This window comes from Burkholderia sp. Ac-20349, assembly GCF_017104865.1.
Lineage (GTDB): Bacteria > Pseudomonadota > Gammaproteobacteria > Burkholderiales > Burkholderiaceae > Burkholderia > Burkholderia aenigmatica.
This window is the reverse complement of sequence record NZ_JAAGPM010000022.1, coordinates 23,392-46,198: the sequence shown is the minus strand read 5'-3', so window position 1 is coordinate 46,198 and position 22,807 is coordinate 23,392. Positions and strand designations below refer to the sequence as shown.

27 protein-coding genes and 1 tRNA gene are annotated in these 22,807 nt (G+C 58.8%); 5 read left to right on the top strand and 23 right to left on the bottom strand.

Going from position 1 to position 22,807, the window contains the following annotated elements:
- Positions 1-113: 113 nt before the first annotated feature.
- The 13 genes from G3N61_RS11030 to G3N61_RS10970 all read right to left on the bottom strand — a co-directional run bounded on the left by G3N61_RS11030 (position 114) and on the right by G3N61_RS10970 (position 8,050).
- Positions 114-458, bottom strand: coding sequence for a hypothetical protein (locus tag G3N61_RS11030; protein WP_205822388.1), 345 nt, complete (start codon positions 456-458; stop codon positions 114-116).
- Positions 459-464: 6 nt separating this feature from the next.
- Positions 465-1,049, bottom strand: a complete 585-nt coding sequence (locus tag G3N61_RS11025; protein WP_205822387.1) for a hypothetical protein — start codon at positions 1,047-1,049, stop codon at positions 465-467.
- A 74-nt stretch (positions 1,050-1,123) separates the two neighbouring features.
- Positions 1,124-1,666, bottom strand: coding sequence for an SMI1/KNR4 family protein (locus tag G3N61_RS11020; protein WP_089449794.1), 543 nt, complete (start codon positions 1,664-1,666; stop codon positions 1,124-1,126).
- A 217-nt stretch (positions 1,667-1,883) separates the two neighbouring features.
- Complete coding sequence (locus G3N61_RS11015; RefSeq protein ID WP_089449793.1) at positions 1,884-2,354, bottom strand: DUF4304 domain-containing protein; 471 nt, start codon at positions 2,352-2,354, stop codon at positions 1,884-1,886.
- Positions 2,341-2,631: a hypothetical protein gene (locus tag G3N61_RS11010; protein ID WP_143330956.1), complete on the bottom strand. Its 291-nt coding sequence runs from the start codon at positions 2,629-2,631 to the stop codon at positions 2,341-2,343. Before G3N61_RS11010 ends, G3N61_RS11015 begins: the two co-directional genes overlap by 14 nt.
- 51 nt (positions 2,632-2,682) lie before the next feature.
- On the bottom strand, positions 2,683-2,973 hold the full coding sequence (locus tag G3N61_RS11005; protein WP_205822386.1) for a hypothetical protein: 291 nt from the start codon (positions 2,971-2,973) through the stop codon (positions 2,683-2,685).
- A 62-nt stretch (positions 2,974-3,035) separates the two neighbouring features.
- Positions 3,036-3,365, bottom strand: a complete 330-nt coding sequence (locus tag G3N61_RS11000; protein ID WP_205822385.1) for a hypothetical protein — start codon at positions 3,363-3,365, stop codon at positions 3,036-3,038.
- A gap of 193 nt (positions 3,366-3,558) precedes the next feature.
- A complete protein-coding gene (locus tag G3N61_RS10995) occupies positions 3,559-3,945 on the bottom strand; it encodes a hypothetical protein (RefSeq protein WP_205822384.1) in 387 nt (128 codons plus the stop codon).
- Between the two features lie 258 nt (positions 3,946-4,203).
- Positions 4,204-4,707 (bottom strand): hypothetical protein, encoded by a 504-nt coding sequence (locus G3N61_RS10990; protein ID WP_205822383.1) that lies wholly within the window; start codon positions 4,705-4,707, stop codon positions 4,204-4,206.
- 487 nt (positions 4,708-5,194) lie between these two features.
- The gene (locus G3N61_RS10985) at positions 5,195-5,539 is read right to left on the bottom strand and encodes a hypothetical protein (protein WP_205822382.1); all 345 of its coding nucleotides are present in this window, start codon (positions 5,537-5,539) and stop codon (positions 5,195-5,197) included.
- 340 nt (positions 5,540-5,879) lie between these two features.
- On the bottom strand, positions 5,880-6,215 hold the full coding sequence (locus G3N61_RS10980; RefSeq protein WP_155292087.1) for a hypothetical protein: 336 nt from the start codon (positions 6,213-6,215) through the stop codon (positions 5,880-5,882).
- Between the two features lie 327 nt (positions 6,216-6,542).
- Positions 6,543-7,124, bottom strand: coding sequence for a hypothetical protein (locus G3N61_RS10975; RefSeq protein WP_205822381.1), 582 nt, complete (start codon positions 7,122-7,124; stop codon positions 6,543-6,545).
- A 563-nt stretch (positions 7,125-7,687) separates the two neighbouring features.
- Complete coding sequence (locus G3N61_RS10970) at positions 7,688-8,050, bottom strand: hypothetical protein (RefSeq protein ID WP_205822380.1); 363 nt, start codon at positions 8,048-8,050, stop codon at positions 7,688-7,690.
- A 260-nt stretch (positions 8,051-8,310) separates the two neighbouring features.
- On the opposite strand from G3N61_RS10970, the gene G3N61_RS10965 reads away from it, so the two are divergent.
- Positions 8,311-9,111: a transporter substrate-binding domain-containing protein gene (locus G3N61_RS10965; RefSeq protein WP_089449787.1), complete on the top strand. Its 801-nt coding sequence runs from the start codon at positions 8,311-8,313 to the stop codon at positions 9,109-9,111.
- Between the two features lie 59 nt (positions 9,112-9,170).
- On the opposite strand, the gene G3N61_RS10960 is transcribed toward G3N61_RS10965, so the two are convergent.
- Together G3N61_RS10960 and G3N61_RS10955 are read right to left on the bottom strand one after the other, a co-directional pair.
- A complete protein-coding gene (locus G3N61_RS10960) occupies positions 9,171-9,374 on the bottom strand; it encodes a hypothetical protein (protein ID WP_011350748.1) in 204 nt (67 codons plus the stop codon).
- Between the two features lie 356 nt (positions 9,375-9,730).
- A complete protein-coding gene (locus G3N61_RS10955) occupies positions 9,731-10,273 on the bottom strand; it encodes a hypothetical protein (RefSeq protein ID WP_089449786.1) in 543 nt (180 codons plus the stop codon).
- 419 nt (positions 10,274-10,692) lie between these two features.
- On the opposite strand from G3N61_RS10955, the gene G3N61_RS10950 reads away from it, so the two are divergent.
- The 4 genes from G3N61_RS10950 (at position 10,693) to G3N61_RS10935 (ending at position 13,987) form a co-directional block, all read left to right on the top strand.
- Positions 10,693-11,778, top strand: coding sequence for a histidine kinase (locus tag G3N61_RS10950; RefSeq protein ID WP_089449785.1), 1,086 nt, complete (start codon positions 10,693-10,695; stop codon positions 11,776-11,778).
- A gap of 1 nt (position 11,779) precedes the next feature.
- A complete protein-coding gene (locus tag G3N61_RS10945) occupies positions 11,780-12,514 on the top strand; it encodes a LytTR family DNA-binding domain-containing protein (protein WP_089449784.1) in 735 nt (244 codons plus the stop codon).
- Positions 12,515-12,701: 187 nt separating this feature from the next.
- Positions 12,702-13,268: a hypothetical protein gene (locus G3N61_RS10940; protein WP_205822379.1), complete on the top strand. Its 567-nt coding sequence runs from the start codon at positions 12,702-12,704 to the stop codon at positions 13,266-13,268.
- A gap of 284 nt (positions 13,269-13,552) precedes the next feature.
- Complete coding sequence (locus G3N61_RS10935; RefSeq protein ID WP_143330950.1) at positions 13,553-13,987, top strand: hypothetical protein; 435 nt, start codon at positions 13,553-13,555, stop codon at positions 13,985-13,987.
- Between the two features lie 155 nt (positions 13,988-14,142).
- Here G3N61_RS10935 and G3N61_RS10930 read toward each other — a convergent pair whose 3' ends face one another.
- The 8 genes from G3N61_RS10930 to G3N61_RS10895 all read right to left on the bottom strand — a co-directional run bounded on the left by G3N61_RS10930 (position 14,143) and on the right by G3N61_RS10895 (position 22,801).
- Positions 14,143-15,600: a virulence factor gene (locus G3N61_RS10930; protein WP_241017687.1), complete on the bottom strand. Its 1,458-nt coding sequence runs from the start codon at positions 15,598-15,600 to the stop codon at positions 14,143-14,145.
- 146 nt (positions 15,601-15,746) lie between these two features.
- Positions 15,747-17,102, bottom strand: a complete 1,356-nt coding sequence (locus G3N61_RS10925) for a virulence factor (protein ID WP_241017694.1) — start codon at positions 17,100-17,102, stop codon at positions 15,747-15,749.
- Between the two features lie 233 nt (positions 17,103-17,335).
- Positions 17,336-18,712: a virulence factor gene (locus G3N61_RS10920; protein WP_241017693.1), complete on the bottom strand. Its 1,377-nt coding sequence runs from the start codon at positions 18,710-18,712 to the stop codon at positions 17,336-17,338.
- A gap of 608 nt (positions 18,713-19,320) precedes the next feature.
- Positions 19,321-20,448 carry an acyltransferase gene (locus G3N61_RS10915; protein ID WP_301768793.1) on the bottom strand — a complete coding sequence of 376 codons (1,128 nt, stop codon included), beginning with the start codon at positions 20,446-20,448 and terminating at the stop codon, positions 19,321-19,323.
- A 208-nt stretch (positions 20,449-20,656) separates the two neighbouring features.
- Positions 20,657-20,732: transfer RNA gene (locus tag G3N61_RS10910), tRNA-Thr, on the bottom strand.
- Between the two features lie 18 nt (positions 20,733-20,750).
- Complete coding sequence (locus G3N61_RS10905; RefSeq protein ID WP_043191742.1) at positions 20,751-21,272, bottom strand: ClpXP protease specificity-enhancing factor; 522 nt, start codon at positions 21,270-21,272, stop codon at positions 20,751-20,753.
- A 66-nt stretch (positions 21,273-21,338) separates the two neighbouring features.
- Positions 21,339-21,950, bottom strand: coding sequence for a glutathione S-transferase N-terminal domain-containing protein (locus tag G3N61_RS10900; RefSeq protein ID WP_006400565.1), 612 nt, complete (start codon positions 21,948-21,950; stop codon positions 21,339-21,341).
- Positions 21,951-22,042: 92 nt separating this feature from the next.
- The gene (locus G3N61_RS10895) at positions 22,043-22,801 is read right to left on the bottom strand and encodes a cytochrome c1 (RefSeq protein WP_043191744.1); all 759 of its coding nucleotides are present in this window, start codon (positions 22,799-22,801) and stop codon (positions 22,043-22,045) included.
- Positions 22,802-22,807: the final 6 nt, after the last annotated feature.

The window sequence follows — 22,807 nt, the reverse complement described above, 5'->3', positions numbered from 1 at the left end:
CGAGATCACGCTGGCCGCTGTTGCCGGTTGAGTTGCTCGCGGTCGAATGCCGTGCTTGACGAAGCCTGCGGCGATGGTCATGCGACGGACCGCATGCCTCGACCCAAGGAGGCTTATATCGGCTCCCCGAAATACACGAAGTCAAAGACCTCAATCCAGTGCGCGAACTCGGCCGGCACCGCGTCACGCCAATGCCGTACGGAATCGATGCGCCTGTCGGACGCAAACAAGACTGCATCTCCCTTCGAGGCAGCGTGAATCGTCAACACGATCAGACCGCCGCCTTCCGCCGCAAAGGCCGCACGTCGACAGGCTCCGGGATCCTCGACGTCGTCGAAAAACACGACGCCGGATCGGGTCAGGTCCGCTTCCCGGCAGCGGATGTACCCCCAATCCGCGATCCTGACCGGGTGTGCCTGAAACGCGGCGTCGAGAGAGGAATAGTGGATCGTCGCCAATGTCGATCAGGGTTCGTAGCGGATCGTTTCGTAGATCCTGGCCATGCCTTGCTTTGCAGCGCTTTCGTTTGCAGCCAATCCGGACGAGAGGATTACGCAGGTCCACCCGTTACCGCAGACCTTGCTTGTCACGAGATCGAGACGATGCGCGTAGAGCTCGTCTTGTTTGAAGATCGTGTGCGTATAGCGTGAAGCGAGCGCCGGATATTTGTTATCCAACATGAATGGCGCCAAGTTCGGCTTCGTGTACTGGGCAGCGTTGTCGTCCACCTGACTCTTGTACAGATACTGCGCAGTACCTTCGAAAGACTGCGCGACCTTGGTTCGCAGCACCTGAACAACAACGTCCAGATTCAGTACTTCGAATGCGGATTTGTCAGCTTCGATACCGACTCCCCGACCTTCGGTGTCCTCGAGCGGATCGTTTGCCGTGATCCGCCAGTCCGCCGGGAGCTGGAAGCTCAAACCGTTGGAATTGAAGCGCTTCGGATGAGCCAGATCAGGGGCTGCTGCCGGTCTCGGCCGGAAATCGTCGGCGTATGACGTCGACACCACCATCAGGAGCACAAAAGGTACGGCAACGATTCGCATGGACGGCCCTATCAGTCGATTTTTTTTGTTTTACACACACAAGCCTCCGCCCGGATCAGAGGTGCAGATCAAACTCAGTCATGAAGCATATCAAAGAAATGACTCAACGAATCAGACACTTGCTCAATATTGCCCCAATACTCGTCCCCATTCGACTCCGACTCAAAACTGTGACTCCAGTAATAAACCCCACCAACCTTATCTCCCTTGATCGACAGCAAGATTAGATCCCCACCTCCCGCAGATCCAATGCAAATCAATTCCTTCGGAAACCGCGCTCCATAAGTCTCCATATTTTTCTCAATAGAGAAAATGGAGCCGCGTGGCACTGTCGATGAAAATAAGTAATTAACCACCCTCTCCCGATCGCCACTCCAAAGCAAGTTCCCGGACGGCTCCCCTCCGTTGACCTTCTCAAGAAACCGCCGGTACTCAAGTGGCAAACTAGCACCAACTTGATGCTCGAGTTGGTCAAGTTCGGCCCCGGATGGAAGCGGCGCGTTATAGACGGAAATCATCTCCATCCTTCGAGACGCCTTGAATTTACGTTTCGAATCGCGTTCCTCCCGATCAATCTCGGCTTCACTCATACCGAGACGCTTAAACTGAACACTCATTTATCCCTCCTTGCCGCATGGACTGCTTCTCCGCATTTTCATTGACGGCTACCAGACTTACCAACTCGAAATTTCGTGCCGCCACAGATTCCCACCTCGGCATCAACGAACTGGCCCGCAGCTAATACAATGAATCCGGTTGTAGTTGACGCGGTAGCGACGAGAAAATGTAGAGAAATCAAAATTACTTCGCGAGAACTCGGGCGCCACCTCGCAACTACACATCCTTCAGCACCATCGCAGCCAGCTTCTTCTCGTTCACGAGCCGCCTTATTGATTTTCGATCACCATTTTTCTCAACAAACTCCGCAAGCCCTGAAAAAGCGTCGAACAAAATCCCCTCCAACCTCGGTGCATCACGCTCTGCAACGCACTTGTCCACCTCAGCCTGGAAATCCCCTCGAACGCCTGGACAACCCTCCAGTCTAAAATCAACGTGCGGCCAAACCGAGGCACCCTTTTTGAATACCATTTTCATTTCAGGCTCGCGAAAACCACCCGCCAACAGCTCCTTATAAAATATCCCGACATTCACATAAAACAATTTACTGTAGGATGACTTTTGGTGATTGATCACGAGCCAGAGATCCGTCAACTCGATAAAACGAGTCACCCCAGTCCCATGAAATCCGGCAGCCACAGCCGCTTGCCCGAACACCTTTCCCGTTGAAAATTCAGCCTCTTTCATTGCATGCTCTTGCAAAGATACTGCGCAGCATCTGAACAACGACCTCCGGGTTCAGTCCTTCGAACGCGGATTTGTCAGTCTTGATACTGACGCCTCGACCATCGGTGCCGTCGAGCGGATCGTCTGCCGTGATCCGCCGCTGGAAGCTCAGGCCGTTGGATTGGAAGCGCTTCGGATGAGCCAAATCGGGGGTGGCTCCGGCTCTCGGTCGGAAATCACCGGCATATGAGGTTGCTGCGAGCGAGAAAAGACGGACGGGCACGAGTACGGTTCGCATAGAGCACACTCCTGAACACCGCGTGAAATCTGCCTCTCACACAGACGCCAACTATCCTTCATATCGCGCAAAAATCCACCCCTTATATGATCGCAGCTTTCCGATCGGCTCACTGCTCTTTGAAATCTCTATCTTCTGCCGATTGAATTGCGGGCAGGATGCCATGATTTCCGCAATCGCCGCATCCACGATCTCACCATCCTCTTCATCAGGCTCTCTAGCCAGATAGACATAGATTTCGATCAGATCCGAATCGAAGTCGTATGCAATCGCTCGCACTCCGTCACGCACCGATCCGACGAAGGAAGAGAAGACGACCCACTTTACGTCAACCTCACTCACCTTACCCTCCAATATGCGATTCTCGCGCTGTGCGTCTCGCACGCAAGCGAGGGGCTTCCTATCTAACTCACCACCCTTGAGACCTGAACGTCAACGGCGACTACGGTCAATAGCGGCTCGTCGGTCCAGGCCGAGACAAAGCTGAACTCTCTGAACCCATCGGCCAGTTCCTCCGCGGCTTCACATATAGCAAAAAGATAAGCCCCCTCCTTGCTCTCGGCCAAATGCGACAAATCTTGCCCCTCCGGGGAAAGAGCCTTCATGCCAAGGACCCTGTGGAAAACAACCTTAAATAGTCCGCCGTCGGCCCGGACAAGTACTGCCAGCCCCCCATCTTGATAAGTGAAGGATTGGATCTGCGCATCCGCGATGAAAATCTCACCCCTTTTCATTTCTCAACTCGCTGAAGTGAATCCCGTACCGCTGCCCGACGTATAGCTGCCCGGCAACAATTACGTACCGGTGCATACGATCCGTGATTGTCGCATTTGCGCTGCCAGCAACAATCTCGGCAGCACGCTCTCGCCAAGAACGACGGACCCAGAAGCGCGAAATTTCCATTTCGATCGCAATATCTCACCCACCCTACAACGTCCGAACACCATAGACGCGAATGCCACTCCCTTCAACCCGCTTATATGCGTATACAACAAGAGTCAGATCACTCTCAACGCCATCTATTATCAAATCAAGCTGAATTCTCTTACTGAAATCCGATGGTGCCTCAGGGTTTATTTCATATAAATTAGCGCGCTCAATGATGTATTCGCGATCAGGAATGCCAACCCTTTTTAGCGCACGTTCATCCAGAACGTCCCCACACAGATACTCCAAAATCCCTCGCTTGATGCCCTCCGATGCCTTGATGTCGAGATTTCCATCGGAAATCAATTTCTCGAAATTATTTTCCGAGAAACATTTACATATTTTGGATATCTCGAGCAGCATGTCTTCCGCAACCCACTTACTCACGCCAGCACCTCCTAGTTGAACACTTGGCTCGACGCTTCGCTGCATATGCGCCACCTACACACCCCTGACGCTGCAACTGTGTTGCAACATGGCGCTCCGTCCCAATTTCGTGACATGGCCCCGTCAATCGCACAGAGAGCGCGGCGCTCGCGGACCATCCAAATAGTCTCCCGCCAGCCCATCGTTCCGTTCAATTCTCAACTCAATTTTTCGAAAATGACCGGCTACCTCAAGTGCTCACGAAAGACGCCACATCTTCTAGCGTTGTATCCAGGATGGCTCATCCCCGTAACAATAAATAATCGAATAGGCGCTCGAATACTGACCACCGAAAGCAAACCTCTTATTCAACACGTCAACAGGGGTGAAGATCATGCCAACCCGCCTCATATGCCGTATCAACGGGCTCATGGAATTGATTACCGGAGAATCAATATTTGGTGACCTTTGACTTCCATCCGGTGACAATGACGACAAGTAATAGTACGGGCCAACAAGCGACACCCGCAATACGAAATCATCGGCATCACCCGTCAACAAATACCCATAACTCACGTCGGAGTTGGGTTCCGTATCTTCCGAGAAATCGTAGTTCCCCTCAAGAAACCGAATCACGTCAGGGTATTTTTCTGCCGAAAAATGCAATTTTACGAAAGAGTAGTCCGGCGACTCGAAACTCCCATACGAATCGATCACGAAGCGTGAAAACCTCTCCCAGTCAAAATGTGAATCATGGGGGCTCCTTGTCTTCGGGGTGTCCATTTATTCTTTCTCCATTTTCGTGATGGACGTGCACTGAGGCCTGGCCTGGAAGCTGCATCTGCAAATCACAGCGGCATGAGATCGGCTTGCCGCACTATCCCATCCCGAAGAGCGAATCGACAACATTCTTGATCCACTTCGCCACATCGCTCCCGGCAACTTTCCTCCGCCCCGCAATTCTTCTCAGAAGAATGATCGACCACACGACAGCAAAGCCAATGGCGACACATATGCTTAAGAACGAAAATGCACTCATGACAATGAAGGAGTTCCAATTTCTTCGCGACGCACGCACGCACGCACGCACGCACGCACGCACGCACGCACGCACGCACGCACGCACGCACGCGAAACGAGTGTGCACGAGACTTGTGGGTTTGTGGCCTGGCACCTTGGCACGGACGTATCGCACGACCTCGTGAGACCGATCATCTCGCCCCCTTCATTTCGCATAACGCCGATCGGCCGCGCATTCGTGACCCGTAGTTCAATCAGCGCGAAACAGATGTCGCAGGCAGTTTTTCAGTTCTCGTCCGCCGACACTCGCCCCATCCAAGGCAATTTCGACCCTGTGCTCGGCTTGCGCTCGCACGAATGCTTCCGGTGGAGTCACCTCAAGAACAAGCAGGTTTTCCGAGTAATTGAATCTAATTGACTCAAATTCAGCACCATTAGCTTGATCGAAAAGCTCGCAATAAATCTTGCCTCCACTCTCCTCTCGCGCAAGATCGATATATTGACCGGCAGGTCCCCACTTGATGAACAAGGACGAACGTCCTTCATCATCGCTGAGACTCGTCTCAACAAATTGCGCTTTGACCATGATCGTCATTCGAGCCCCCATCACCTATTAGTTACAGTCGCGGTTCAGCGTCGTAGTCGATGCGTCACCTGATTGCCGGTGCAGTCCTTGACGAAGGCGAGACAAAAACATGGGCATGTCGTTCGTACGCTTCGAGCAGCGTATGTCCGCACATCAAGTCACGGTAGCGCGTGACCCTCGGGCGGGTCATCATGCGTGCTTCCCGCACTCGGCAGCGGATACTCGAGACTTCGCCCGTTGCATCGTGATAAACGAGCTTCGCTCCGTCGATATCAAAGCGCCCGCCTTACAAGGTTGGCTTATCACTACCGCAGAATGAACCAAGGGCGGCAAATTCAGCCCATTTCCACTAACGCATGTAGACCGTCTTGAGAAGCGCCTCACCTTCGATCGCGTAAATATACGTTACACCACGTCCATTCCGATACATTCCCTGGTCCGCAACCTCAAATGGCACCCCATCGACTTCATATGCCGGAAGAGGGGTAAATGTGACCGAGACCAAACTCTCACCGCCTCCAATATCGACCGAAACTTTGTAGCAGCTTAAAGGCCACTGATCCTTCGACAACTTCTTAAATTCAGCCAAAGCCAGACCAAATATCTTGAAGCAATCACCTCTGAACGAGTAGTCACTTGGATACCTGGTCACCAACTCCAGAATATCATCTTGGCTATAGCTCACACGCACCTCCCATGACTGTATAAACCTTGATCTTGCCGCTTGGTGTACCTGGATATGAACGATAGCACTTGCTTTTGAGCACCGCTCAAGAAGCAAATCTACGCCATCGTGGCGACTCCTGAATCGATTAGCAGTTTGATTCTCAATTTCCCGGCATCACCTTCCTTCGGGCCCCGGAAGGTACGGAGGACTCAGACTGCGAACGAAGCACGGAGCGTGAGCGCTACCGATAGTCAGTGTCGACGTTCTGAAAATCCCATATCGCGAGATTGCGGACTATGCGAATAGCGCTGGCGAAACGAGCCTCCATACTTCACGTCAGCACAATCAGCTGAAGTAGAGATGGACCAATTTCCCGTACTCGGGAGAATATTTCCTGAAACTACCCAACGGCTTCTCATCGAGCCGATCCATTGTGGCCGCTATACCCCGCGTTATCAATTTTTCGTTTCCAACGGACGCATAATCCACCCCCAGGACCGCATACCCCGACCTTACGTTTCTTCGACCGAACCGGATAACTGAATACTTACCCAACACAATTGCGCCATCTTTTCTGTCATCAGAGAAATAGAGATGAGCATCATCCCTCAGCGAACTGAATTTACGCCCACCCGAAATTTTCTTGAGCAAAGCCATCAACCCTACACCCGGGCCAAAATCGACCGAACCTCCAACACAATCCGCCCCGAGGTAATATAACTTATACAGCGAATTAATTTCCCTATTCCCATGATTAACATGTATATGTTTTTCATACGCATGAAAATCAGAACCTTCCCCCACAACATCGAAGCCCCCACCCTCGAGCCGCAGCTTGCTTTCATCCTCACCGCGGATCAACCTACCTGGATCACCACCATTAAACTGCAGCAGCGCATCAATAATTTCAGAAAACTGGATCACCATCGCTGTTTAATTAGAAATATGAGTCGCACCAGATTCACCACGATTGCCGAGAATCTCTGCAACCTTTTAGAGTTCTGATGCTCGATTTGCATTTGGATATGCATCCACACCGGCCAGCGCAGCCTTGGCCACCGTCTACACGTTCAACGTCACCACATCCAGCTACACGGTGGCCATCGCGTGCACCCATAGAGGCGCCGTACCTGATGCAACAGTTTCTGCAGCCTTCAGCAAACCCGTAGCCTTCGGAAAGGCATCCCTCATCTGTTGAACTGCATCAGGAACAACAACCAGGCAGGACGGAAATCCTGGGTGGATTGACCTTTTTGCTGGCTCTTTCAAACGGTGGTTATCAATCGAGTTACCCCCAGCGGCCCCGGGGAAGAAGCTGACCATTCAGCCCAAGCGGATCGATCCACTGCACCGGATTGGGTGCGTACTGGAAGACGTTGCCCCCTCGCGAGTCCGATCGGATCCTTCGACACGTAGCGCCACGACGCCGGATCATCGTACCGGTGTCAGTTATCGCGCAGCCCTGTCTATTTCGCTCTCCAGAGCCCGCGTCACGGCACCAGTATGTCGTACAGATACAGCGTCGGCTGTGCCGCGTTGTCCTTCTTCACTCGAAGGATCATGAACGCGTCCGAACGCCCCCCTTCCGAGAAGATGGGTACCTCGATGGATAGCCCGTCCGATTGGTGTCCGCCAATTTCGAATACATACCCATTCATCAGCGCCTCATCCGGGATCGGACGGACCGCCTCCCCACACAAGCAGGATCTCAGCGCAGCTCGGTACTCCGATGCCGTGCCTGGTGCGGCGAGTCCCTGGCGCACCAGTTCCTCAAAGTGGTCATGGATCAATGCGTCGTAGATTTGCCTCACTAACGGGGCATGCATCGGATAGTCCACCAATTTACGTTCCACGCTACCTCCTATCCCCGATTCTTTTCGGTTCGCATTGGCGTCTTTCCATTGAACCCGATGTTTTCGAAATAGGGAACGTAGGGTGGGCAGCAGCCACGCCAGCCGTCCGCCACATCCATGAAATCGATCTCAATCAGGGCCAATTCGACTTCCGGCGCGGCGCGGTTGCGAGTAGTGTCTACGTGCCCGTATTGCGGCCCGCCGCGCCCGACCGGTGCCCGGCGCTTACCCCACTCCCCGCTGACCACTGGAGATCTGCGATGAAACGTTCGAAGTTCCTGCTATCGGGCCTGCTGCTTGCGTCGGCCCTCGGCTTCACGGCGGTCGCCGCGCACGCGGACGACCTGCTCGACTCGGTCAAGAAAGCCGGCGTGCTCCGGGTCGGCCTCGAAGGCACCTATCCGCCGTTCAACTCGCGCGGCACGTCGGGCCAGCTCGAGGGCTTCGACGTCGACGTCGCGAACGCCGTCGCCGGCAAGCTCGGCGTGAAGACGCAGTTCGTCCCGACCGAATGGAGCGGCATCATCGCCGGCCTGCAGGCCGGCAAGTTCGACGTGATCGTCAACCAGGTCACGATCACGCCGCAGCGCAAGGAAGCGCTCGACTTCAGCCAGCCGTACACGTACTCGGCCGCGCAGCTGATCCAGCGCAAGGACGACACGCGCAACTTCAAGTCGCTCGACGACTTCAAGGGCAAGAAGCTCGGTGTGACGCTCGGTACCAACTATGACCAGATGGCACGCACCGTGCCGGGCATCGAGGTGCAGACGTATCCGGGCGCGCCGGAGAAGCTGCGCGACCTCGCCGCGGGCCGGATCGAGGCGACGCTCGACGACCGCCTGATGCTGCCGTACATGATCAAGACGTCGAACCTGCCGCTGCGCGCGGGCGCGGTGCTGAACGGCGGCAAGCAGGAAATGGCGATCCCGTTCCGCAAGGGCAACCCGAAGTTCGAGAAGGCGATCAACGACGCGCTCGATTCGCTGCGCAAGGACGGCACGCTGAAGAAGATCTCGATGCACTGGTTCGGCAGCGATGTGACCGTGCCGGTCGCGCAGTAAGCGGCCCGGCACTGCAACGCGTCACGCCCTTCGTCTCGATGAAGGCGTGACGCGCCGCCTCAGGCCGCTTCGTCGAAGCGCGCCAGCAGCATCTGGCCGATCGGTGTCAGCGCCGGGCGCGCGGCCACGGCATTCATGCGCACCTGCGTATCGTCGACCAGCCGCTTCTCGACCAGCACGGCGAAGGCCGGATTCGACGGATCGACGCTGTCCGGCGCACGCGCGACGCGCAACAGCATCGAGAATTCATGCGGACTCAGCATGGTCCCTGTCTCCTGATCGTCCGCGGTCCGGTTCGAGCCGGCGTCGATCGTATTTTCGAATGAAATGGCGCGATGCATGACCGCTGCGCCGCCGGGAGCGAGATCCCGATCGGCCCCCGACTGCGACGCGGGCACGTCGTCGCGAGCGGGTTGCGCACGTTCCCGGTCCGGCGGTGCCGCCGCGACGGGAACGTGCAACGTTATGGGCGCACCATGACGCGACCGTGACAGGAAAACGGGGCGCAAATCGATGCGCGTCATACGCCGTTCCGGTTCGATGCCCCTACGATTGACGAAGACGAGCCGCATCGCTTGTCAGGCCGTCAGTTGCCCGCTCGCGGGCCGTTTCGCGCCCTTCATCGCGGATCGACCGAATACGGGAAACCCCCACGCCCCGATCCGTTCGCATGGCGCATGCAGCGCACGACCACGTTCACCGCGCGCCCAAGCGTCATCCCGATGAGCACGCCCCATACCGCGAACGACAGCATCACGAAGCCGCTCGTCGCCGCCCACGGTGCATGCACGGCGACCGCGTAATGGATGCCCGTTTCGGCGACGAACGTCAGCATCAGCGTGACGAGCAGGCTCGCGTCGCCGGGCAGGCGCACGCGCAGGCCCGACGACGCCGGACGGTACTCGAGCCGCCACCGGCCCGCGTGCAGCCAGCCCAGCGCCGCTCCCCCCAGGACGGTTGCCAGTGCGATCGCGTTCGCGTCGATGCCGGCATGCGGGAAGAGTCCGTTCAGGCTGACGATCCCGAGCATGCCGAAAGCGACCGGCGAGATCAGCGGTCGTGCAGCCGGCACCTCGCGCGGGAAACAGCGCTTGATGCCGATATAGAGCAGCACGCAGAACATGACGTACACGTAAGGCTTCAGGTGAAGGAGCGTGGACATGGTCGGAGTCGCCTGATAGAAGTGGACACGGCAACACCGTACTGCCCGGCCCCGACAGGCGGTACGGTTTGCGACGGGAGGCAGGAATTCGCAGACGAGTTGCGCGTCGCGGCGACGATCGTTCAGCGGATCGGGACGACCGATGCGCGCACGCATCCGGCAACCGGCGTCGTTCGGACGGACCCAAAGGTCCGCCTTCGCCGGGACAGTCGGCGCGTCGTGCCCGACGCGAAACCGGCAACATCCCGTGTCCTTCCGCAGCCCCTTCCACTACACTCGTGACGGAAACGGGCCAACCGTCGGCGGCCGAAGCACTTCGTCGAAGCCGCGCGCCGTTCGTCGCAATACGCACGCGGTCGGCCCGACCGGCAGTAAGGTCAGGCCATCCGCGCATCGCGCGCCTTCCCTCACCCGACACCATGCGAGCCACATCCGACCCATCGCCGATTCCGCAGCCACCCGCCGGCGCCGCGCCGCGGCTGCTGCGCGATCCCGCCGCGCTGCTCGCGTTTGCGTGCTTCAACTCGGTCGTCGGGCTGGGGTTCTGGGCCATCCATTTCAACGAACCGCTGCTGCCCTACCTCGTCGTCGCCAACGCGATCGGTTTCTGCGCGCTGCTGTTCAGCTATGCCGCCGACCGGCTGCTGCCGCGCAAGCCGGGGCTCGCACTGAAGACCGTCGTGATCGCGCCGGCCAGCGTACTTATCGGTTTCGAGATCTCGGCAACGATCGTCGGCGGGAACGTGCCGCACGTGTTCGGGCGCGCCCGCATCGGAACGTGGGACAACTACGGGCCGTCGTTGCTCATCTCGGCGATCCTGTTCGTGTGCGTGTCGCTGTTCCTGCAGTCCATGCGCATGCGTGCGACGCTCGAGACCGAGCGCCGCGAAGCCGCCGAAGCGCGCCAGGCCGAGACGGCCGCGCGCCTGGCGCTGTTGCAGGCGCAGATCGAGCCGCACTTTCTGTTCAATACGCTCGCGAACGTGCAGAGCCTGATCGAGCGCGATCCGGCTCGCGCATCGACGATGCTCGACAGCCTGAACCGCTACCTCCGTGCGAGCCTGCGACGCACGCGCGATGCGACGTCGACGCTCGGCGAGGAGCTCGAACTCGTCGAGGCGTTGCTGAAGATCGCGTCGATCCGGCTCGGCGAGCGGCTTTCGTATGCGATCGACGTGCCGGCGGATCTGCACGCGCTGCCGTTCTCGCCGCTGCTGCTGCAACCGCTCGTCGAAAATGCGCTGCTGCACGGAATCGAGCCGTCGATCGACGGCGGCGTGATCGTGATTCGCGGCCGGATGCGCGGCGACCGGCTCGAACTGAACGTGATCGATACGGGTGTCGGCCTCGGCAACGGCGACACGCGCCTGCATGGCGGCGTCGGGCTGGCCAACGTGATGGCGCGCATCCGGACGCTGCACGGCGAGCGCGGCCGCGTCTCCGTCGAGACCAACGCCGCCGCCGCGCATGGCGTCACCGCGACCCTGCTGATTCCGATCGACTGACATGCCGACCGCCCTCATCGCCGATGACGAACCGAACCTGTCCGCGTCGCTCGCGCAGCGGCTGGGCACGCTCTGGCCCGAACTGGACATCGTCGCGATGCCGCGCAACGGCATCGAAACGCTGGCCGCGCTGAACGCGTCGCCACGCCCGGACATCGCGTTTCTCGACATCCGCATGCCCGGCATCGACGGGCTGAAGCTCGCTGCGCTCGTACCCGACGTGCATGTCGTGTTCGTCACGGCCTACGACGAATATGCGGTCGATGCGTTCGATCGTGCCGCGGTCGACTACCTGCTGAAGCCGGTGACGGACGAGCGGCTGCTGCGCTGTATCGCGAAGCTGCAGCGCGGCGGGCCGGCGCTCGCGCAAACCGATGCGCTCACGCAGGCGGCGCAAGCGAGAGACGCGGCGCCGATCCGCTGGCTGACCGTGGGCGTGAAGGATGCGACGCGGCTCGTATCGGTCGATGACGTGCTGTATTTCCAGGCATCGGAGAAATACACGGAAGTGGTCACGGCCGGCGAACGGCTCGTGATCCGCACGCCGTTGAAGGAACTGATGCAGCGGCTCGATCCGGAGCGGTTCGCGCAGGTGCATCGCGGCGTGATCGTTGCGTATGCAGCGATCGATCGTGTCGAGCGCGATCTGTTGGGAAGGTTGCGGATTCGCGTGCACGGGCAGCGGGAGATGCTGCCGGTCAGTCGGGCGTATGCGGGGTTGTTCAGGCAGATGTGATGGGAGTCGGCTGGCGGCCGGGGCGACAGGATTACGTTCTGACAGATCGTGGACGACGCGTTGGCAAACCGTGCCGCATCCAACACAATCACGCGAACATCCCGCATTCGGCGGCGTGGCATCGCCCAAGCACGACGCCCCATCCGGCTGACCCGTCATGAAAACACTACGTGGAATGACAACGTGCGTGGTCGCAGCGCTCGTGAGCGGCTGCGTGACCACGCCGAATCTCGTCGACGAGAGCGTGGCCGGCATCACGCCGACGCACGCGAGCGGGATCCTGATCGTCGTGGACGGCAAGATCTTCGATTCGCCGTCATTCGGCAGCGAGGGCCGCGCCTATCTGGCAGGACTCGGCGAAGGCATCCAGGGCACGCTGACGGACATCCCGACGCAGCTCGTCGAGCTCGACGTGATGAAGTTCGTCGATCCGATACCGCATGCGCTGGACGCGATGCATCCGAGTCACGTGGTTCGCCTGTACACGGCGTCCGACTTGCGCCGCAACGACACGCCCGTGAGTGCGACGTGGCAGATGACCGTATCCGACGTCAAGATGACGCCGGTCGCGCCGACCGGCGAAAAGCCGGCGGGGACGCGCTACACGTTCAAGCCGATCTACAAGGCGCGCGCCGATGGCGACACGTGCGTCGATTCCGACAGTCTCGCGAAGCAATGCGGGGCGGCGATGGGAAAGGTACTCGGCGAGGCGCTGCGCGCCGCGCATGTGATGCAGATCGGCGCAGGGACGTAGGCGAAATGGCTTTCGCTGCTGACGATCACCTTGTCAACCCGGAAGACCGGGCTCCGAGCAGCGTCCAACCCTCAAGTTTCTTTAAAAGAATCCGATAGTAAGGCGATTGTTTGGTGAATATCGGGGCCACCGGGCGCGGCAGCTTGCCCAGGTTCGGCGCGGCGTAGGTATTGCCTCGGCCCAACATTCACGACACCCACGATCGAATGCCCGACAACATCCGATAACCAATCGGATTGGGGCCCGTATTTTTTAAAGAAACCTCGGCTATTTTGGGAGACGATATGAGGAAAATTCTGCTGGCGGCCTTGATCTTTACAGCCGCTCAATCGGCGATGGCTCAATGCTCGATTACAAGCAATCGAAGCGATACCGTCGGGAAATTGCTTCAAAGTCGAGGCTGGAATTTCCGAAATTTCGATGTCGTTTGCGAGAAACTGAAGCGCGCCAATGCTGTCATCAATATTAGCGGCGACGCCTCCGTTCTTGCCGGCATGTCGTATGGCTGGGCGCTTTTGACCGTCGCCGACAGGAAAACCGGATTGGGTATCAACGACTATACCGCCGGACATACCATAATGAACACTTATGCCAGCCAAGACAAAGCCTATGATTTGCTATACGAAGCAATCAACGAGGCCGCCAATAATTGGGACGGCCTGGATAACGCGCTGGCTACGTTGAATGAGAAGCGGAAGAAGTTTGGCGCTTCAAATTAGTTTCGACACCATGTAACGGGCACGTACAGCGGTCACCGACACGTGCACGCGCACGGCCCATGGCGTCGCCGTTTGACGCCTCCGTCTCGCCATAGCCACGGTGACTGTGGACGTCGCCCACTCGAATGATTCCTCGCATGGTGGTTATCCGGTCGTCAGTAGGAATAGCCCTGCATGCCGTAGTTGGTGTCGTGGCGACGTCCCCACCACGGCAGATACGCATTGTTCTCGCCCCGCGCGCGGAACCAGTCCTTGTCCGGATCGATCGGCGTGATTCTCGATGGCGGAACCACCACCACCGCCGTCGGGTGCTGCGCATCCGTCGTCCCCGCCACCAGCACCTTCTCGTCCAGGTGATTCGCTCGACCGATTGCAAGCACCACGTCCGTTAATGCCGTACCAGCGCCCATCGGGCCTAGAAGCGCCGGCGTATTGAATGTCTGCTCGCGAAAGTTGTAGTCCGGCAGCACTTCCGTCAGTGTCTGCGACAACGCGCCGATCCGTTCCGACGATGCTTCGCCGCCGCCCGCGTCATGCACCACGAAGTTCAACGATGGCACCGTCACGCCCGCGTTGCGCGCCGCACTGTCGATCGTGGCCTTCCACGCCTGTACCGTACGCGTGGCGCCGGCCTTTGCCTCGTAGTCCTTGACGTTGCTCGTCGCCGCTCGACCGATCCACGCCAGCGGCTCACGCTCCGTCTTGAAGTTCGGCCCGACGAGAAACAGCACCACCATGTTCTCGTTGATCTGCGCGTCTTTCGGCGGGAAGCTCGGCGCGTCCCAGTTCATCACCCAGGCGCTCTTGTCCGGGTTCGCCTGCAGGTACTCCAGTGCGCGGTTCAGCGACGTGAAGCCGGCGTTTGCACCGCCCTGGTTGACGTGGACGTCGGGGGGCGTGTTCTTGCTCCAGAGATCCAGGAAATATTTATTCCCGATGTTGAATTCACTGACGATGCTCTGTTGCAGATAGGCCTGAGCCTCGCCAGCATTCAATCTATCCGGCACGGCAAACTCCACACGGATACCGGCCAACTCGCGCCAGTCATCCTTATTCCTGGACTTGACCGTGTAGAAATACTTGGCGTTCATCACATAGCGATCACCGAACAGTCCGAGCACTTTACCGACGTATTTGTGATAGAAGCCGTTGAATGTTTCCTCTCCGTGGTTGCCGTATACCAGCGCACCAATTGACTGGAGCTTCGAAAATTTCTGCGGCATCGTCCGAACCATATCGTCGTTCTTGTTCGGCTGGACAAGACCCATTGTCCAGAGAACCTGCCATTCCGTCGGATAGTCACGACGCTGCAACGGATTCAACCACTGCAGCCCTACAACCTGCGCTACGAACGGCGTCGCACTATCGCCCGCATTCGCAACCGTTGTGTCTTTTTGCGCCGGAGTAGCCGCCTGTACTGGCGCAGCCATCATGATCGTCGACACCACAAACGTCAGAATCCCAACCATCGATGGCACTATCAACACTCGCTTCATCCAATCTCCCATGCTCAATTCGCCATGAGGCTTATGCCCAGCGAAAGCACCCAAGCTGTCGTTGTGCCATTCCGGGTAACCCTCCGGCACATCGCTCGTGCCGTCTTCGCCCTTCATGTTGCCTCCGTCGCCCACCTACGCCGGGCGACCGTCACGGCGCGCGCGCATTCGCAGGATCGCGTGATCTTCATAACATTGAGACGCGTCGCTAGCGCGATCACCTCTGGCTACATCGTCAGTCGAATCCGACTGGCAGGATCCGATCAGTAGGAATAGCCTTGCATGCCGTAGTTGGTGTCATTGCGACGTCCCCACCACGGCAGATACGCATTGTTCTCGCCCCGCGCGCGGAACCAGTCCTTGTCCGGATCGATCGGCGTGATTTTCGATGGCGGAACCACCACCACCGCCGTCGGATGCTGCTCATCCGTCGTCCCCGCCACCAGCACCTTCTCGTCCAGGTGATTCGCTCGACCGATTGCAAGCACCACGTCCGTCAATGCCGTACCGGCTCCCATCGGACCCAGCAGTGCCGGCGTATTGAACGTCTGCTTGCTGAAGCTGTAGTCCGGCAGCACTTCCGTCAACGTCTGCGACAACGCGCCGATCCGCTCCGACGCCGCCTCGCCTCCGCGGCCTGCATCGTGCACCACGAAGTTCAGCGACGGCACCGTCACGCCCGCGTTGCGCGCCGCACTGTCGATCGTGGCCTTCCACGCCTGTACCGTACGCGTGGCGCCGGCCTTTGCCTCGTAGTCCTTGACGTTGCTCGTCGCCGCTCGACCGATCCACGCCAGCGGCTCACGCTCCGTCTTGAAGTTCGGCCCGACGAGAAACAGCACCACCATGTTCTCGTTGATCTGCGCGTCTTTCGGCGGGAAGCTCGGCGCGTCCCAGTTCATCACCCAGGCGCTCTTGTCCGGGTTCGCCTGCAGGTACTCCAGTGCGCGGTTCAGCGACGTGAAGCCGGCGTTTGCACCGCCCTGGTTGACGTGGACGTCGGGGGGCGTGTTCTTGCTCCAGAGATCCAGGAAATATTTATTCCCGATGTTGAATTCACTGACGATGCTCTGTTGCAGATAGGCCTGAGCCTCGCCAGCATTCAATCTATCCGGCACGGCAAACTCCACACGGATACCGGCCAACTCGCGCCAGTCATCCTTATTCCTGGACTTGACCGTGTAGAAATACTTGGCGTTCATCACATAGCGATCACCGAACAACCCGAGAAGCTTACTAACGTATTTGTGGTAAAAACCTTGGAACGTTTCAGTGCCTTGATTGCCATACGCCACCCCGGCGACCGACTGTAGCGTCGTAAACGACTTCGGATCCGTCCGAACCATGTCGTCGTTTTTATTGGGTTTAGCGAGCCCCATGGTCCACAAAACCTGCCATTCAGTTGGATAGTCACGCCGCTGCAGTGGGTTCAGCCACTCGAGCCCGACGACTTGCGCAATGAACGGCGAAGCGCTTTCGCTCGCAACCAATACTTCGGCATCTTTCTGCGTCACAGTCGCCGCTTGCGCAGGCGTTGCCGTCATGATGGTCGATACCACAAACGTCAGAATCGCCGCCAAGGACGGCACTATCAACATTCGCTTCATCCAATCTCCCATGCTCAATTCGCCATGAGGCTTATGTCCAGCGAAAGCACTCGAGCTGTCGTTGTGCCATTCCGGGTAACCCTCCGGCACATCGCTCGTGCCGTCTTCGCCCTTCATGTTGCCTTCGCGACCGTCACGTCATGCGCGCATTCGCAGGATTTCGCGATCTTCGTAACGTTGCGCCGCTTCGCTAGCTCAATCACCGCTGGCTACATCGTCAGTCGAATCCGACTGGCAGGATCCGGTCAGTAGGAATAGCCCTGCATGCCGTAGTCGGTGTCGTGGCGACGCCCCCACCACGGCAGATACGCATTGTTCTCGCCCCGTGCGCGGAACCAGTCCTTGTCCGGATCGATCGCCGTGATTTTCGACGGCGGCACCACCACCACCGCCGTCGGATGCTGCGCATCCGTCGTCCCTACCACCAGCACCTTCTCACCAAGGTGATTCGCTCGCCCGATCGCCAGCACCACGTCCGTCAATGCCGTACCGGCTCCCATCGGACCCAGCAGTGCCGGCGTATTGAACGTCTGCTTGCTGAAGTTGTAGTCCGGCAGCACTTCCGTCAACGTCTGCGACAACGCGCCGATCCGCTCCGACGCCGCCTCGCCTCCGCGGCCTGCATCGTGCACCACGAAGTTCAGCGACGGCACCGTCACGCCCGCGTTGCGCGCCGCGCTGTCGATCGTGGCCTTCCACGCCTGCACCGCACGCGTAGTGCCGGCCCTCGCCTCGTAGTCCCTGACGTCGCCCGTCGCCGCTCGACCGATCCACGCCAGCGGCTCACGCTCCGTCTTGAAGTTCGGCCCGACGAGAAACAGCACCACCATGTTCTCGTTGATCTGCGCGTCTTTCGGCGGGAAGCTCGGTGCGTCCCAGTTCATCACCCACGCGCTCTTGTCCGGGTTCGCCTGCAGGTAATCCAGTGCACGGTTCAGCGACGTGAAACCCGCGTTTGCACCACCCTGGTTGACGTGGACGTCCGGCGGGGTATCCCGACTCCAGAGATCTTTGGCTGACGGATTTCCAATCTCATAGTTGTCGATGAATTCGCTTTGGAGGAACGTCTTTGCCTCTACCGGATCGAGCCGCTGCGGGATGGCTAACTCGATACGCATTCCCGCCAACTCACGCCAGTCATCTTTATTCCTGGACTTGACCGTGTAGAAATACTTGGCGTTCATCACATAGCGATCACCGAACAACCCAAGCAGCTTACTGACGTATTTGTGATAAAAGCCTTTGAACGTTTCCTCTCCGTGGTTGCCGTATACCAGCGCACCAATTGACTGGAGCTTCGAAAACTTCTGCGGCATCGTCCGAACCATATCGTCGTTCTTGTTCGGCTGGACAAGCCCCATTGTCCAGAGAACCTGCCATTCCGTCGGATAGTCGCGTCGCTGCAATGGATTCAACCACTCGAGTCCGACAACTTGCGCTACAAACCGCGCAACACCTTCGTTCGTATTCGACACTGCGGCATCTTTCTGCATTACGGTATCCGCACGCGCAGGCGTCACCGTCACGATGATCGACACAACAAACGCCAGAACGGCTTCCAGGGTTGGCACTATCAACAGTCGCTTCATCCATTCTCCCGCGCTCAATTCGCCTCGAGGCATATGTGCTGCGAAAACACTCCAGCTGCACATGATACCCATCGTGACAATCCACCTGCAGGACAAGATAAATATCGATCTTGATTCATCCACCCGATTTTTATAAATATCTCAGCAGTACCAAGCAACGATTTTAAAAAATGAGCGCCCGAAAAAACGTCGACACGAATATTCACGCGGGCTACCGAACACGTCCCTAGCAAAGGAAACTTGAATACGGCAAAGGGCCATGCAAACATTGCGTCGCCCTATGTTTCGGAATATTGCGCGTGAATACAGTCGAATCTCGCGGATCCGGCAACATTCGAGCACGAGCGCGCCGCGCCGCCATACGCAATCAGCCGCCCCAAGGTCCGTCGACAGATCCTTCAACCCCGAATCGCAGATCACCGCGGCAATCGTCTCGCCACGCACCTCGTCGGCCAACCGGTGTTGGCTTGCGACCGGGGCAACAGGATCACGTTCCGACAGAACATGGACGGCGCATTTGCAAAGCCGCGCCACATCCAGCACGTTCGCGCGAACACGCTGTATCTACCGCTCCGCAGATCAGCCGCCAGAAGCGCCTGACGACACCCGTCAAGCCACCGACACCCGGGCAAGGCGGTGCGCTAAGTGCGAGGCGCTTGCCCCGGAAGATCGTCACGCCGATCGTCGTTGCTCCGCGGCCGACGTCCTGGCAGCACCGGCAAGCAGCGTTGCAACGCGTCGAACACGTGCAGCAGCCCACGTTTGAGCGGGCCCGCAATGGGCTTCTCGACGACCACGTGCACCAACAGCGCGGCCACGATCGCCGCTGCGACCACGACCCAAAACATCGCGACCTGATCGACAGCCGTGCCCACTCGATTGAACAGCATGTAGCCGACGTGCTGATGAATCAGGTACAGCGGGTAGCTGACCGCGCCGAACCAGACCCACCGCGGGCTCGCGAGCATCGGCGTGCGACGCAACGCGAGCACGAGCATCACGACGAAGAACGCGGTCATCACGATCGCCACGATTGCCGGATTCAGCGGATGCTTGAGGTGCTCGCTGAAATACGGCAGGAGTCGGGATTCGTGGTAAAGCGACAGCACCCAGGCCGCACCGACGAGCAGGATGCGCGAGGGCGACAGGCCACGCTCGCGGATCAGGAAGATGGCGGCACCCGCGATGAAGAAGCCCGCATAATCCGTGACCAGGAACGCCTGGAGCTTGACGATCTGGTGCCACTCGACCCACACCGTCGCAATCAGCCACGCGAACAGCCAGCGCTCGGCGCGACGGATCTGGCCAATGAGGAGCAGGATCCCGACCAGCCGGTAGAACCGCAGCTCCGCCCCCAGGGACCAATACGCGCCGTCGATCGAGTCGGTGCCGAATCCGCCGCCGAGCATCACCATGTTCACGAGGTATTGCGGCCACGTCGCAACGAAACGATCGCCCCCGATCGCGAGCGTCACGAGAAAGGTGATCGTGCAGCAGGCCCAGAAAGCCGGCAGCAGGCGGGAGGCGCGCGACGCGATGAACCGCTTGATGCTTCCGTCACCCGCCGTCATCAGGATCACGAAACCGCTGATCATGAAAAACAGGTGCACGCCGAGGTAGCCGTACTTCGCGACCGGCTCGAGTGCCGGATAGTGCATGGTGGTCATGTCGTCGGCCGCGTATCCCCGGAACGCGTAGTGAAAGAACACGACGGCCACTGCGGCAACGAAGCGAAACAGGTCAAGCTCGGGAATTCGAGAGGACTTCACGGTCGATTCCTGTCGGAATTGTCGTTGCGGATTGCGCCGGCCCGGCGGCGGCTGGTCTTCGCACCGCAGCCCATTCGTACCCGTTCGTGCCCGTTCGTAATCGCGAACGAGCGGGCCTGCGAGCACCGCCGCGCCGTGCTGGACAGGCGAGCGATGTTCCGGAAACGCGAAGGGGCTACGCAAACATCGCGTAACCCCTTGTCAGATATGGTGCCGGCTGCAGGACTCGAACCCGCCACCTGATGATTACAAATCAACTGCTCTACCAGATGAGCTAAGCCGGCGTAGCGCGAGATTCTACCTCATTTCACGATCTTGAGGCGAGGTCTGCTGCCACCTTTCGAGCCGTCGCCGTCGGTTTTCGGCGGTTCGTCTGCACCTTCGGACGGTTCCTCGTTCGCGCCGCGCTCGGCAACCGGCGTCAGCGTCGACGAAGACTCGTCACGCTGCACGTCGTCGGCCTGCGCAGCTTCGTCGTCGAACGCGCCAGAATCCTCGCCTTCGCCCGCGACCGCATCGACCTGGAACGCCATGCCCTGCCCGTTCTCGCGCGCATAGATCGCGAGCACGTTGGCAACCGGAATCTCGATCTTGTGCGCTTTCCCGGAGAACCGGGCCGTGAATTCGATCCACTCGTTGCCCATCTGCAACTGGCTCGTCGCCTCGAAGCTGATGTTGAGCACGATCTCGCCGTCACGCACGAACTGACGCGGCACGCGCGTCGAGTTGTCGACCCTCACCGCGATATGCGGCGTGTAACCGTTATCGGTGCACCACTCGTACAGCGCGCGCAGCAGATAAGGCTTCGTTGAAATCTCTTGCATCACAATCCTCGAACCCGGAGCGGGGGCGCGGCACGCCGCACCGCCCTCTCCGTCATGCCAGCAACATTAACGACGCATGACCTTTTCGGACGGCGTCAGTGCTTCGATATACGCCGGACGGCTGAAGATCCGTTCCGCGTACTTCATCAGCGGCGCGGCGTTCTTCGACAGCTCGATGCCGTAGTGATCCAGGCGCCACAGCAGCGGTGCGATCGCGACGTCGAGCATCGAGAACTCTTCGCCGAGCATGTACTTGTTCTTCACGAAGATCGGCGCGAGCTGCGTCAGGCGATCGCGGATCGCGAGGCGTGCCTTCTCGTGGTTCTTCTCCGCTGCCTTGCCCTTCTCGTTCTCGAGCGTGCTGACGTGGACGAACAGTTCCTTCTCGAAGTTGAGCAGGAACAGGCGTGCACGTGCGCGCTGCACGGGGTCGGCCGGCATCAGTTGCGGATGCGGGAAGCGCTCGTCGATGTACTCGTTGATGATGTTCGATTCGTACAGGATCAGGTCGCGCTCGACCAGGATCGGCACCTGACCGTACGGGTTCATCACCGAAATGTCTTCCGGCTTGTTGAACAGGTCGACGTCACGGATTTCGAAGTCCATGCCCTTCTCGAACAGCACCAGCCGGCAACGCTGGGAGAACGGGCAAGTTGTGCCGGAATACAGAACCATCATGTTTGCGTTTCCTCAAAAAAGCCGAGGGCCGGCACGCGGCGAACCCCTTCCGGGGTTCCACCTTGCGCCGGCCCCACGCCGGTCAGGCGTGATTACTTGATATCTTTCCAGTATGCGGCATTGAGCCGCCAGGCCAGGAAAGTCAGGACACCGAGAAAGATCAGCACCCATACGCCGAGGCGTTTGCGGGTCTGCTGAGCCGGCTCGGACATCCAGGTCATGTACGCCACCAGGTCGGCAACCGCAGCATCATAATCCACCGCGGACAGTGTCCCCGGCGTGACCTGCTGGAAGCCGACGAGCGTATGGACCTTCTCGCCCGTCTCCTCGTCCGTCTTGTCTTCGAATTTGGCGGTGCGCTGCCCCTGCATCTGCCACAGGACATGGGGCATGCCGACGTTCTCGAACACCGCGTTGTTCCAGCCGGTCGGCCGTGTATCGTCGCGATAGAAGCTGCGCAGATACGTATACAGCCAGTCGCGGCCGCGCGCCCGCTCCTCGACCGACAGGTCGGGCGGCGAGGTGCCGAGCCAGTTCTTCGCGTCTTCAGGGCGCATCGCGACGGACATCGTGCTCCCGACCTTGTCGGTCGTGAACAGGAGATTCGTTTCGATCTCCTTCTGGGATATGCCCAGATCCGTCAGACGGTTGTAGCGCATCAGGTTCGCGCTGTGGCAGTTCAGGCAATAGTTTACAAACAATTGCGCGCCGTGCTGAAGCGAAACGAGATTTTCCGTGTTATCGGGCGCCCGGTCGAGCGGAAAATTACCTTCCGCCCGAACCGCCGGCGCCACCAGCAGCGCACACGCGGTCGCCCCGATCAGCGCGAGTGTCGAAAGCAGTTTCTTCATGTCGTT